The 12,211-nt window shown below is 41.2% G+C and carries 13 protein-coding genes; 10 read left to right on the forward strand and 3 right to left on the reverse strand.

The window, feature by feature from the left end; genetic code table 11:
* Positions 1 to 203: 203 nt before the first annotated feature.
* On the forward strand, positions 204 to 1,205 hold the full coding sequence (locus tag G564_RS0112695; RefSeq protein ID WP_029037993.1) for a Gmad2 immunoglobulin-like domain-containing protein: 1,002 nt from the start codon (positions 204 to 206) through the stop codon (positions 1,203 to 1,205).
* Here G564_RS0112695 and G564_RS0112700 read toward each other — a convergent pair.
* A complete protein-coding gene (locus tag G564_RS0112700; RefSeq protein WP_029037994.1) occupies positions 1,202 to 2,275 on the reverse strand; it encodes a branched-chain amino acid aminotransferase in 1,074 nt (357 codons plus the stop codon). The two genes, G564_RS0112695 and G564_RS0112700, sit on opposite strands and share 4 nt — an antisense overlap.
* 106 nt (positions 2,276 to 2,381) lie before the next feature.
* Between G564_RS0112700 and G564_RS0112705 the strand changes: the two genes are divergently transcribed.
* The 3 genes from G564_RS0112705 to G564_RS0112715 all read left to right on the forward strand — a co-directional run bounded on the left by G564_RS0112705 (position 2,382) and on the right by G564_RS0112715 (position 4,545).
* Positions 2,382 to 2,873, forward strand: a complete 492-nt coding sequence (locus G564_RS0112705) for a DUF4920 domain-containing protein (protein ID WP_029037995.1) — start codon at positions 2,382 to 2,384, stop codon at positions 2,871 to 2,873.
* Positions 2,874 to 2,875: 2 nt separating this feature from the next.
* Positions 2,876 to 3,550, forward strand: a complete 675-nt coding sequence (gene mnmD, locus G564_RS0112710; protein WP_029037996.1) for a tRNA (5-methylaminomethyl-2-thiouridine)(34)-methyltransferase MnmD — start codon at positions 2,876 to 2,878, stop codon at positions 3,548 to 3,550.
* A 74-nt stretch (positions 3,551 to 3,624) separates the two neighbouring features.
* Entirely contained in the window at positions 3,625 to 4,545 is a 921-nt protein-coding gene (locus G564_RS0112715; protein WP_029037997.1) for a TIGR01777 family oxidoreductase, read from the forward strand.
* A 27-nt stretch (positions 4,546 to 4,572) separates the two neighbouring features.
* Here the strand turns inward: G564_RS0112715 and G564_RS0112720 are convergent, their stop codons facing one another.
* Positions 4,573 to 5,253: a YceI family protein gene (locus tag G564_RS0112720; RefSeq protein ID WP_029037998.1), complete on the reverse strand. Its 681-nt coding sequence runs from the start codon at positions 5,251 to 5,253 to the stop codon at positions 4,573 to 4,575.
* A 152-nt stretch (positions 5,254 to 5,405) separates the two neighbouring features.
* Here G564_RS0112720 and G564_RS0112725 point away from each other — a divergent pair, with 152 nt between their 5' ends.
* The 6 genes from G564_RS0112725 to G564_RS0112750 all read left to right on the forward strand — a co-directional run bounded on the left by G564_RS0112725 (position 5,406) and on the right by G564_RS0112750 (position 11,723).
* Positions 5,406 to 6,002 (forward strand): nucleotide exchange factor GrpE, encoded by a 597-nt coding sequence (locus G564_RS0112725; RefSeq protein ID WP_029037999.1) that lies wholly within the window; start codon positions 5,406 to 5,408, stop codon positions 6,000 to 6,002.
* A 34-nt stretch (positions 6,003 to 6,036) separates the two neighbouring features.
* On the forward strand, positions 6,037 to 7,164 hold the full coding sequence (gene dnaJ, locus G564_RS0112730) for a molecular chaperone DnaJ (protein WP_029038000.1): 1,128 nt from the start codon (positions 6,037 to 6,039) through the stop codon (positions 7,162 to 7,164).
* 220 nt (positions 7,165 to 7,384) lie between these two features.
* Positions 7,385 to 8,314 (forward strand): ABC transporter ATP-binding protein, encoded by a 930-nt coding sequence (locus tag G564_RS0112735; RefSeq protein WP_029038001.1) that lies wholly within the window; start codon positions 7,385 to 7,387, stop codon positions 8,312 to 8,314.
* Positions 8,307 to 9,599, forward strand: coding sequence for an ABC transporter permease (locus tag G564_RS0112740; protein ID WP_029038002.1), 1,293 nt, complete (start codon positions 8,307 to 8,309; stop codon positions 9,597 to 9,599). The genes G564_RS0112735 and G564_RS0112740 overlap by 8 nt, the downstream gene beginning before the upstream one ends.
* 60 nt (positions 9,600 to 9,659) lie before the next feature.
* Entirely contained in the window at positions 9,660 to 10,556 is an 897-nt protein-coding gene (locus G564_RS0112745; RefSeq protein WP_037374010.1) for a DUF6268 family outer membrane beta-barrel protein, read from the forward strand.
* A gap of 3 nt (positions 10,557 to 10,559) precedes the next feature.
* Positions 10,560 to 11,723 (forward strand): sigma-54-dependent transcriptional regulator, encoded by a 1,164-nt coding sequence (locus G564_RS0112750; protein ID WP_029038004.1) that lies wholly within the window; start codon positions 10,560 to 10,562, stop codon positions 11,721 to 11,723.
* Between the two features lie 175 nt (positions 11,724 to 11,898).
* Here the strand turns inward: G564_RS0112750 and G564_RS20505 are convergent.
* On the reverse strand, positions 11,899 to 12,211 hold a 313-nt coding region (locus G564_RS20505; RefSeq protein WP_029037975.1), incomplete at its 5' end, for a hypothetical protein.

The following is a 12,211-nucleotide window of genomic DNA, read 5'->3' on the forward strand; positions in this document are numbered from 1 at the left end:
ATTAATATTGCGCCCCGCTGGGGCTTTTTTGCTGTCCGCACACAATCTTCTACAGTCATATTCCGCGGTAGTCCCGCTGTTTAGCGGGGGAGATATGACCACTGACCACTGACCACTGACCACTGACCACTGACCACTGATCACTCTTTAAGGCCACACTTGACTCTTCCTTCAGATTTTTCTACCTTGTAGAGATGAGATTAATGAGTATTATTTTTATAAGCCTGCTTCTTTTTTCCTGCCGAAATTCTGCCGGAAGCGGGGAGAAGGAGGAGACAACTGCAGCTCCCGAACAGGACACTACAATGACCATGGAAACCTATACCTCTCAAAAATGGCATTTTTCGACTAAAATTCCGGAAGGCTTTATAGTTTACGAAGGTAACCTCCCCGGAGAAGCACCCGTGATCAACTTCTATGACCGCAGTATTGAGCAGGAACCTCCGTTTGGTATCCATAATGATGCATCTATGGCATATATCGCTGTGCTTCCGGAAGGCTATGGCGTCGATGGACCCGGAGGACCGCGAAAATCTTTTAAAGATTGGGATAGCAGCCTGAAACTTGATTTTAATATTGATCCCAATGAATCTTATGCTTATTTGCTGGAGTCCGGGGAGGCCTGGGCTGTAAGTCTTAAATTCTTTTCTCCTCCGCAGGTATGGAATGAATACGGGGGAATCTATGTTTTTTATGAGGTGAACAATTTTAGGGCCGAATGTTTTAGTGCAAATACCGGAGAGGAAATTTCTATGGAAGAATGTAATGCTTTAGGTGGTGATGCCATGAAATTTTACGGAGATGTTTCAGAAGAAAAAAAGGAAGCTTTAAATGCCATTTTAGAGAACCTGTATTTTACAGATCCTAAGCGGGACCGTGAAGAAATTGGAGATCTTGTAAGGGTTGAGCAGCCACGGGAGAATGCCGTGGTGAGCTCGCCTCTGGAGATTAAAGGAGAGGCAAAGGGCTATTGGTTTTTCGAAGCCAGTGCCCCGGTCGAGCTTTTAGATGAAAATGGAAACCGGATTGCCGAAAAGTACATTACTGCAACTAATGATTGGATGACCGAAGATTGGGTGCCGTTTGAAGGCCACCTTGAATTTGAGACAAAAGAAAAGCGCGGCTATTTAAAATTTAACCGCGCCAATGCTTCAGGAAAACCGGAACACGACAGGACCTTTCGCATTCCCGTAGTATTTAATTAATCTTTCTTTACCAGGTATCTCCAACCAAATTTATCTTCGGTCTTGTTGTACTGTATCTCCATAAGTTTCTTTTTAAAGAAGGAGGCATAAGAATTTTCAAGTTCGGGTAATTCGTATCTCTTGCCTTTATTTCCAAATCCTTTCACGGGATTAATAGTAGCGGCAGTACCTGCTCCAAAGATCTCTTTTAATTCTCCTTTTTCAGCAGCTTCAACAATTTCTGAAACTGTAATCCTTCTTACTTCTGCTTCTATTCCATATTCTTCTGCGAGAGTAAGAACACTTTTTCGGGTTACTCCGTCAAGGATACGATCACTGGTTGGGGCGGTAAGAAGTTTATCTCCAACTCTAAAGAAGATATTCATAGTACCGGCTTCTTCCAGGTATTCGTGAGAATTGGCATCTGTCCATACAATTTGCTGGTAACCTTCTGCTTTGGCCAGGTTGGTAGGATAGAACTGGGCACCGTAGTTACCTGCAGCTTTCGCGTATCCCACACCACCATCTGCAGCACGGCTGTATTTATCAGAAAAGAATACTCTTACCTCTCCACTGTAATAAGCTTTGGCTGGAGAACAAATGATCATGAATTTATAGGCATTGGATGGGGAAGCAGAAACTCCCGTCTCCGTAGCTATTACGAAAGGACGAATATATAGTGAATTTCCAAATCCTTTTTTGATCCAGTCGCGGTCAAGATTCAGTAAAGTTTCAAGTCCTTCAAGGAAAAGATCTTCAGGGAATTCGGGAATTGCAAGTCTTACTGAGGATTTATTGAATCTTTTAATATTTGCCATTGGTCTAAAGAGCCATACATCATCATCATCATCTTTAAAAGCTTTCATTCCTTCAAAAATGGCCTGCCCGTAGTGAAAAACTTTTGCTGAAGGTTCCAGTTGAATGGGCCCATAAGGTTTTATAACCGGATTTTGCCATTGACCATCCTTATAATCGCATTCCATCATGTGATCTGCAAAGACGTTTCCAAAAATCAGATTTTCAAAATCAACCGAATCTATCTTTGAAGTCTTTGCTTCAACTACATCGATTGCGAGAGGTACATTTTTCATGGTGGTATATTTGCTGCAAATTTACCGAAATAAATACAGGTTCTAAAGGTGCGATTTAACTAATTTTATCTTAATTTGATTTTTCTAAACCTTTAACAGGATCATTATGAAAAATTTCAACCTTTTATTGCTATTATCTTCATTAATGATAAATTTTTCGGCTTTTGGTCAGGAAAAAAATACAGGTAAAGAAGACATTTATTTTTCTGTAGGAGAGGAGGTTGAATTGAAAAATTTACTTTCAGCTTATCAGATGCAGGAGCGTTATGAAGACCTGGAAATAGGAGATACCCTTAATGTAAGCTTTCGTGGAGAGGTAGCTTCGGTATGCAAGGCAAAAGGCTGCTGGATAAAAATAGCCCTGGAAGACGGTCGCGAGGTGATGGTAAAATTTAAAGATTATGGCTTTTTTGTGCCGAAGGATATTGAGAACAGCGAAGTAGTCATGGCAGGCAAGGCCTATGTCACTGAAATGTCTGTTGAAGATCAAAGGCATTATGCCGAAGATGCAGGAAAATCTTCCGAAGAAATTCATGCTATTACCGCGCCCGAAATCACGCTGTCTTTCCTGGCCAATGGAGTAAAGATCAAAAAGTAAGTTTGAAGAGGGAAATCATTAAAACCGGTGACGGTTCGTATACTATTTATCTGCCCGATTGGAATGAACATTATCACTCCAAACACGGCGCTGTGCAGGAAGCTCTGCATGTTTTTATAAAAACCGGTCTGCATTTCTATCTTGAAAAGAATTCATCCAAAGAAGTGAATATTCTCGAGATTGGTTTCGGTACCGGATTAAATGCATTACTGACCTATATGGAAGCCGAAGCATTAAAAGTTCGGGTGAAGTATACCGGGGTGGAAGCATATCCTGTTTCGGCCGGGGAATTAGCGGCTTTGGACTATGCCGAGGTTGTTCCGGGAGAAAATGCTTCAGAAGTTTTTGAAAAACTTCATGCTTCACGCTGGGAAGAAAGAGAGGAGATTTCGTCCTTTTTCAGCCTTCAGAAGGAAAAGAAATTTTTTCATGAAATTTCAGCAAAGGAAGAATTCGATCTAATATTCTTCGATGCCTTTGGACCAAGGGTCCAGCCGGAACTGTGGAGCGAGGAGGTGTTTAGGAATATGTTCAGAGCATTAAGGAAAAAAAGTGTATTAGTAACCTATTCGGCCAAAGGTGATGTGAGACGGGCAATGCAGGCAGCAGGTTTTGAAGTGGAACGCCTGCCCGGTCCTCCCGGAAAAAGAGAAATGTTACGTGCCACTAAAGGCTGATCTGAAAGTTTTGCTGTTAAACCTTTAATAATCTACTTTTGATAAATTCATATTTCCTGTAACTTAAAACAAAAATGCGCATTTTAATTACCGGTGCTACCGGACTTGTGGGTTCAGAGATTACCCGACTTTGTCATGAGAAGGGTATAAGCGTCAATTACCTTACTACCAGTAAGTCCAAATTAGAAAAAAGTGAAACTTTCAAAGGCTTTTACTGGAATCCTGGGGAAGGGAAAATAGATGAGGGCTGCCTGGAAGGGGTAGGGGCTATTATAAATCTTGCAGGGGCTAATGTTTTTCAGCCCTGGACTTCTTCTGCAAAAAAGAAGATCCTTGATAGCAGGATCGATTCTCTACAGTTACTACATCGGCTTTTAAAGGAGCATACCCATGAAGTGAGGCAGCTGGTTTCAGCCAGTGCTATTGGTATTTATCCCAGTTCACCAACGAAGATGTATGAGGAAGATGAACAGGAGGTGGCAGGTAATTTTCTCGGTGAGGTTACCCGAAAATGGGAGGCGGCTGCCGATGAGATCAAGGAAACCGGAATCTTTGTTTCAAAGGTGAGAATAGGAATTGTTCTTGCTGCAGATGGGGGAGCTTTACCGCAGATCATTAAACCTGTGAAATTTAACCTGGGAGCAGCATTAGGTTCGGGACAACAGTGGCAATCCTGGATACATATCAGCGATCTTGCCCGCATCTTTTTATTTCTTATTCAGCAGGGATTAGAAGGTGTTTATAACGGGGTTGCTCCAAATCCCAAGACTAATGAGGATCTTACAAGAGAAGTTGCTTTAGCCCTTGATAAAAAATTATGGTTGCCTAAGGTGCCAGGATTTGCTCTTAAGCTGGCAATGGGAGATAAGTCAAATATCGTTCTGGGAAGTCAGTTAGTAAGCAGTAAAAAAATTGAAGACAAAGGTTTCGATTTTCATTATGTAAATCTGCGGAAGGCTATCAGAGATATTATGCATAAAAAAACCGGCAATTAAGCCGGTTTTTTTCTGAATTATTTGATTTTACTGTGCTCTTTTGGCAGTAACCTTAAGGGTCAATTCCATGTCATCACTTATAAAATTATCTCCTAGATTGTCAAATACAGATTTAGAGCCATAATTTACACCCCAATCTGTTCTGTCAATTGTAAAAGTATCACTTTCCAGGGTCAGTTCGTTGTCATCAATATCTGTACTCACAGGAAACTGAATATTTTTAGTAGAATCTTTTAGAGTAAGATTTCCCTGAAGCATCTTTTGTCCATTTTCTTCGGTTACTCCTGTAATTTCAAAAGTTGCTGTAGGATATTTTCTTACGTTAAAGAAGTCAGTTTCCTTTCCTTCAACAGTACCTTTCAAATGGTTTTCCAGGCTTGTTCTGTCTTTGTCATCCATGCCTTCATCGGTTACTTTGAGTGACTCCATGTCTATAGTTACACGACCACTTGTGATTTTTTCACTGGTGGCGGATAGACTGCCCTGCTGGATGTCAATAGTACCTCTATGTTCCCCGGTAGGTTTGGTACCTCGCCATTCTATAGTTGATGCTGTAGTATCGATCTCATAGGTTACCGCTTCTCCTGAAGCTACTGCGGCTTCCTGTGCCTCACCGGGCTGAACGCGGTTTGCCTTATCATCTTTACAGGCTACACTTCCAAAGGTGATTCCGGCTACGAGTACGAAATTTAAAACTCTTTTTTTCATTTTAATATTTAATATGATTAAGAGAGCAAAATTAGAATTTTAACAATCCTTTTTTCCTAAATCTATATTAAAAGATTCTGGTGACATTTTGGCATTTAAGCTTTCTTGGCAGTACTTTTGCCTGATGTCTCACGGAATAAAATTTGTTTGAAATGAGTAAAAAAGATCATACAGAAGAGAATATATCACAAGATGAGAACCTGAAAGATCAGGTAGAGGAAATACTTGACGACGCTATTGAGGAGGCCGACCATAAGGATGAGGAAAATGAAAAAGATAGTCCGGAGGCTGGTGAAGCATCAGAAAAAGAAAAATTAAAAGCAGACCTGGAAAAGGAAAAGGATAAGTTCCTACGCCTGTTTGCTGAATTTGAGAACTACAAACGCCGCACAAGTAAGGAACGGGTTGAATTATTCAAAACTGCAGGCCAGGATGTTATTTCTTCTATGCTTCCTGTTCTTGACGATTTCGACCGCGGGCTCAATGAAATCAAAAAAGCAAATGACAAAGAGCTTTTAAAAGGTGTAGAGCTTATTCATAATAAATTACGGGAAACCTTACGTGCAAAAGGGCTTGAGCAAATGGAAGTGAAAGAAGGAGATGCCTTTGATGCCGAGATCCATGAAGCCATCACCCAGATCCCTGCCCCTTCAGATAAATTAAAAGGCAAGGTTGTTGACGTAGTAGAGAAAGGTTATAAACTGGGAGACCGAATTATTCGCTATCCAAAGGTAGTGACCGGCAAATAGTTTATCATCTTAAATACTCAGACACAAAACAGCAATGAAACAGGATTATTACGAAATATTAGGGATTAGTAAAAACGCAAGTACGGCTGAGATAAAAAAAGCTTACCGGAAAAAGGCTATTGAATTTCACCCCGATAAGAATCCCGGGGACGCGAAAGCAGAAGAGATGTTCAAGAAAGCCGCCGAAGCTTATGAAGTGCTCAGTAACGAAGACAAGCGTGCACGCTATGACCGTTTTGGCCACCAGGCATTTGAAAATGGCGGCTTTGGTGGTGGCGGCGGAATGAACATGGATGATATCTTTAGCCAGTTCGGTGATATTTTTGGCGGCGCCTTTGGCGGTGGCGGAGGTTTCTCTGGCTTTGGCGGCTTTGGTGGTGGCGGAGGTCAGCGCCGGGTCAAGGGTAGTAACCTGAGGATTCGTGTAGCGCTTACCCTTGAAGAGATCGCCAATGGCGTAGAGAAGAAGATAAAGGTTAAGCGTAAGATCCAGGATAAAGACACTACATATAAAACCTGTTCAACCTGTAACGGGACGGGACAAATCACCCGGATTACAAATACCATTCTGGGAAGAATGCAAACTGCTTCTCCCTGTACAACCTGTGGCGGTAGTGGCCAAATGATCGACCATAAATCTGTTAATGCCGATGCCCAAGGTCTTGTAATGAATGAGGAAACGGTTTCCATAAAGATCCCTGCAGGGGTTGTGGAAGGTATGCAATTGAAAGTTGCCGGAAAAGGTAACGATGCACCCGGGAATGGAGTGCCGGGAGACCTGCTGGTGGCAATCGAAGAAAAAGAGCATCCGTTCCTGCAAAGAGAAGGGGATAATCTTCATTATGATCTTTATATAAGCTTGTCTGAAGCTGTTTTGGGTACATCCAGAGAGATAGAAACTGTATCGGGAAAAGTACGGATAAAGATAGACGAGGGAGTGCAGTCAGGAAAGATCCTTCGCCTTCGCGGAAAAGGTATTCCGAACATTAACGGCTATGGGAAGGGAGACCTGCTTGTGCATGTAAATGTCTGGACTCCAAAAACCCTGAACAGAGAACAGAGAGATTTCTTTGAACGTATGGCTAATGATGAACATTTCCAACCCAAGCCGGAAAAGTCGGACAAATCATTCTTTGAAAAAGTTAAAGATATGTTTACATAATTTGGAATTGTTAAAAATTTTTACATATATTTGAGCATCACTAATTCAGGTTAGTGGTAAATTTTTCTTTTTCATAGCAATTTTTTTCCCATCCTTAAGCGATTAAGGGTGGGTTTTGCTTTTAGGACCTGACACTTTTCACATTTTAAGGAATCCTTAATTTCTTCCCAATAAAAAAGAGCAGTTTCTTCAATTCTCTATATTTACCTAAAGTTCATTTATGGATCATCTTTTAGTAGCAGAAAATGTCTCGAAGCGTTTTGGAGATTTCACTGCACTGAACAATATATCCCTTGAAATTCCGAGAGGAAGCATTTTTGGCCTTCTCGGTCCAAACGGAGCGGGGAAAACCACATTTATTCGAATAATAAACCAGATCACAATGCCCGATAGCGGCAGAATGTTGCTGGATGGTCATCCCCTGCGTCCGGATGATATCGCACATATTGGATATTTACCCGAGGAACGCGGACTTTATAAATCCATGAAGGTAGGAGAACAGGCGTTATATCTTGCTCAACTTAAAGGTCTTTCAAAGGCTGAAGCCAGAGAGAGGCTGAAATACTGGTTCGAAAGATTGCAGATCCAGGACTGGTGGGGAAAAAAGATTCAGGAATTATCAAAAGGTATGGCTCAAAAGGTTCAGTTTGTTGTAACTGTCCTTCACCGGCCTAAACTTCTTATTTTTGATGAACCTTTTAGTGGTTTTGACCCTGTAAACGCTAATCTAATTAAAGATGAGATCCTGCAGTTGCGAAAGGAGGGAGCTACAATTCTGTTTTCCACTCACCGTATGGAAAGTGTTGAAGAGATGTGTGATTACCTTGCCCTTATTCACAGAGGGCACAAACTTCTCGATGGAGAGGTGAATGAGATCAAGCGACAATATAAGAGCAATACTTATGAAGTGGGCCTGATTTCTAATGAACCGGAATTGCTGCGAAAAGAACTTGAAGAAAGATTTGAAATCTCTGAAACAGAGTTTAAGAGCATTAATGATGATCTTAAGCTCAAGATAAAAATAGAACCGGAGGCATCTCCCAATGATCTATTGGTTTACCTCACTTCAAAAGCACAGGTCAACCATTTTGTGGAGGTGATCCCCTCTGTAAACGATATCTTTATAAAAACCGTCACCTCAAATGCGTAATTTAAAACTGATCATTAAAAGGGAATACCTGGCGAGAGTGCGAAATAAAGCTTTCGTTGTAATGACCTTTTTGAGTCCGCTTATCCTGGTAGGGATGATCGTTCTTATTGCATACCTGGTTAATCTCAATGCCGAAACTCAACATACGGTGGCAGTGAGTGATGAGAGTGGACAATTTGTAAAGGATTTTAGGGATTCAAAAGATGTAAAATTTATAGATCTTTCTGCCATTGATCTGGAAGCTGCCAAAACTATTGTCAGGGAAAAGGAATATTACGGGCTACTTCATATACCTGCTGTAAAAGAAAATACTATTCCCGAAATACAATTTTTCGCAAAAGAAGCTCCTGCCTTTGGTTTTCTCTCGCAGATGGAGAAAGCGATAAGTGATAAACTTACGAACCGGCAGTTGTTAGCTCAGGGAATAGATGTAGATCTTATTGAAGCTTCACAGGCAAAGGTGGAAATAGGGATTCAAAACTTTTCAGGTGAGAAGACGTCCAAAATGTCCACCTATGTAAAAATGTTCTTTGGAGGGGCAGCCGGTTATTTGTTGATGATGTTTATCATTATCTATGGTAATATGGTGATGCGGAGTGTCATTGAAGAAAAGACCAACAGGATCATTGAAATTATTATTTCTTCAGTAAAACCAATTCACCTCATGTTGGGAAAAATATTGGGTACATCTCTTGCCGGGATCACACAGTTTCTTATCTGGGTAATTCTTGGAGGGATCATGCTTACCGTAATTACAGCCATTGCCGGCATCGATGTTTTTACTCTACATGGTCCCCAGCAACAAGCCATGGAACAGGTTTCAGACAATGAATTAAGACAGTTGGTGATAGATATTGCAAGGCTGCCAATGGCATTACTGCTGGTGAGTTTCCTGGTCTATTTTATAGGTGGATACTTTTTATATAGTGCGATTTATGCAGCAATTGGTGCAGCTGTGGACAATGAAACAGATACGCAACAGTTCATGCTTCCGGTGATACTGCCGCTCATGCTGGGAATATATGTAGGCTTTTTTGCCGTTATAGAAAATCCGCATGGAATTGTCTCCATTGTTTTTTCCATGGTTCCTTTAACTTCACCCATTGTTATGCTTATGCGTATTCCTTTTGGAGTGCCATGGTGGGAACTGGCCATTTCTGTTGGCATATTGATCATCACCATTGCCGGAGTGGTATGGGTGGCTGCCAAGATCTACAGGATAGGAATTCTCATGTATGGGAAGAAACCAGGTTACAAGGAATTATATAAGTGGCTAAAATATTAAGATTTTATTGAGAGGGAGAGGCGGAGAGTATTCGTTACTTTATAATTAAAATAACGAAAAATGAGAATCTACCCCTGTTTCCTCTTTTTCGCACTGGTCATATTTTCTTCCGGAAATATTCAGGCGCAGTCAACAGATCTCGGGAGGATTGAATACACCTATTTTCCTCAATCAGATTCAGACAATTCCTTTCGAAGGTTCAGGACCTTCATCAATTTTCCGATTCAGGTTGGCAGGGAAGGTTCTTACCTGGTTCCCGGCATTGAATATGAAAATATAAACTTCAAGTATAAGGACCTTAGCCCTTTCAGCAATATGGAAGAGCTGGATCGCTATCAATCCTTTCAGCTAAGCCTGGGATATACTTTTCCCCTGAATAATGACTGGAGATTTGCTGCCAGTGCAGGAGGAATGCTGGCATCAAATTTTGAAGAAGGGAAAGCCATTAAAGACGATCTTTTATATACTGGTTCCCTCTTTTTTATAAAAGATAAGACAGGAGAAGCCGAAGCAGCAAAACCCTGGCGACTTATCCTGGGGCTGCATTATTCAACCACTTCAGGTTTTCCTTTTCCGCTTCCCGTAATTAATTACTATCGGGAGATTTCTCCAAAATGGTCTTATTCTGCAGGTGTTCCGAAGTCTAATCTGAAATATTCTTTCAACGAAAAGCACCACCTGCAGGCCTTCGCAACTTTAGACGGATTTTTTGCCAATATACAGGAGAACAGGCTGCTCCCTTCCAATGGTAAGATAGCCGAAAATATTTCCATGACCATTGTGCTTGCAGGACTGGGTTATGAGTATAACTTTACTAAACATTTAGTATATTACCTCTATGCCGGTCATACCCTTATGAACGATATACGTCTTAGAGATGCAAATAAAGATGATGTCTATGTGATCAACAAGGTCAACACCTTTTATGGTCGCAGTGGATTAAAATTCAAAATATAAAATATGCCAAAAATTTTATTAATAGAAGACGAAGCAGCTATTAGAAGAGTATTGATCAAGATCCTAACCGAGGAGAATAATTCCTATGAGGTGGAGGAGGCAGCCGATGGTCTGGAAGGAATAGAAAAGATCAGGGAGCAGGATTACGATCTAATCCTTTGTGATATTAAAATGCCTAAAATGGATGGGGTGGAAGTTTTGGAAGCCGTCAAAAAGCTGAAGCCAGAGATCCCCATTGTTATGATCTCCGGCCACGGAGATCTCGATACAGCCGTTAACACCATGCGACTTGGTGCCTTCGATTATATATCTAAACCACCAGATCTTAACAGGTTGCTGAATACAGTGCGGAATGCTCTCGACAGGAAAGAACTGGTGGTCGAAAATACGAGATTAAAGAAGCAGGTAGGTAAGAACCTCGAGATGATAGGGGAGTCTGAAGCCATTTCACGCATAAAAGATATTATTGACAAAGTGGCGCCGACAGATGCACGGGTGCTTATCACCGGACCCAATGGTTCAGGAAAGGAACTGGTAGCTCACTGGCTGCATCAAAAAAGTGATCGTTCTGCCGGACCTATGATCGAAGTGAACTGTGCAGCGATCCCTTCAGAGTTAATAGAGAGTGAGCTTTTTGGACATGTCAAAGGTGCATTTACATCGGCCAATAAGGATCGTGCAGGGAAATTTGAAGCCGCTAACGGGGGAACTATTTTTCTGGATGAGGTAGGGGATATGAGTCTTTCTGCCCAGGCCAAAGTATTACGGGCCCTTCAGGAAAGTAAGATCTCCAGAGTGGGAAGTGATAAGGACATTAAGGTCAACGTAAGAGTGATCGCGGCTACTAATAAAGATCTTAAAAAAGAGATTGAAGAGAATAAATTCCGTGAAGACCTTTATCACAGGCTGGCGGTTATTCTCATTCAGGTTCCCGGGCTCAATGAGCGGCGAGAAGATATTCCGCTACTGGTCAATTTCTTTGCCGAAAAGATCTCTACAGAACAGGGGGTGAATCAAAAGACCTTTTCTGAAGGTGCCCTCAATTTACTGAAGGAGTACAACTGGACCGGAAACATCAGGGAATTAAGAAATGTCGTGGAACGGCTTATAATTCTCGGAGGTCAGGAAGTAAGTGAAGAAGATGTGAGGTTGTTTGCGAGTAAGTAACGAAGTTAGATTTTAGAAGTGCGAAGTTAGAAGTACAAAGGAGTAAGCACCAAATTTCAAGCACCAAATTCCAATTTAAAACCAACTTCTAAAAATGGTCAACTCTATTTAGGACTCTACACTCCACAAACCTTGAATCTTGAACTTTGAGTCACCTCTAAAAAGCCTATTTTTATTAAGCTCTGAGAAGTTTATATTTGTCTTCAAATTCGGGGTTTTTTGTTTGCTCCATGATAAACGAGAAAATCAAACAATCTTTGATGTTTAAAAGGTGAAAAAGCACAGAAAATGCGGAGTTTTGGCCTTTACCCGGACTCCATGGACACATTTTCTCCATATTTTTGGCTATCCTCACTAGATTTATCCACATTCCGCGGGCAAAGGCCCACATCCGGTTTTTAATAAGACCACGGTATTTAGTCTTTTTATTTCTGATGTTTACCACAAACTGAAAAATAGTGGCTTCTACATTGTTTCTTCGCTGCTTT

Origin of the sequence: Salinimicrobium xinjiangense DSM 19287 (assembly GCF_000423585.1) — a bacterium.
GTDB lineage: Bacteria > Bacteroidota > Bacteroidia > Flavobacteriales > Flavobacteriaceae > Salinimicrobium > Salinimicrobium xinjiangense.

Bases quoted from the DNA above. Each gene is read 5' to 3' on its own strand.
- G564_RS0112745 (WP_037374010.1), top strand. From the start codon at position 9,660: ATGAGAATCTACCCCTGTTTCCTCTTTTTCGCACTGGTCATATTTTCT.
- G564_RS0112750 (WP_029038004.1), top strand. From the start codon at position 10,560: ATGCCAAAAATTTTATTAATAGAAGACGAAGCAGCTATTAGAAGAGTA.
- G564_RS0112700 (WP_029037994.1), bottom strand. From the start codon at position 2,275: ATGAAAAATGTACCTCTCGCAATCGATGTAGTTGAAGCAAAGACTTCA.
- G564_RS0112725 (WP_029037999.1), top strand. From the start codon at position 5,406: ATGAGTAAAAAAGATCATACAGAAGAGAATATATCACAAGATGAGAAC.
- G564_RS0112735 (WP_029038001.1), top strand. From the start codon at position 7,385: ATGGATCATCTTTTAGTAGCAGAAAATGTCTCGAAGCGTTTTGGAGAT.
- G564_RS0112720 (WP_029037998.1), bottom strand. From the start codon at position 5,253: ATGAAAAAAAGAGTTTTAAATTTCGTACTCGTAGCCGGAATCACCTTT.
- G564_RS0112705 (WP_029037995.1), top strand. From the start codon at position 2,382: ATGAAAAATTTCAACCTTTTATTGCTATTATCTTCATTAATGATAAAT.
- G564_RS0112695 (WP_029037993.1), top strand. From the start codon at position 204: ATGAGTATTATTTTTATAAGCCTGCTTCTTTTTTCCTGCCGAAATTCT.
- G564_RS0112740 (WP_029038002.1), top strand. From the start codon at position 8,307: ATGCGTAATTTAAAACTGATCATTAAAAGGGAATACCTGGCGAGAGTG.
- dnaJ (WP_029038000.1), top strand. From the start codon at position 6,037: ATGAAACAGGATTATTACGAAATATTAGGGATTAGTAAAAACGCAAGT.
- G564_RS0112715 (WP_029037997.1), top strand. From the start codon at position 3,625: ATGCGCATTTTAATTACCGGTGCTACCGGACTTGTGGGTTCAGAGATT.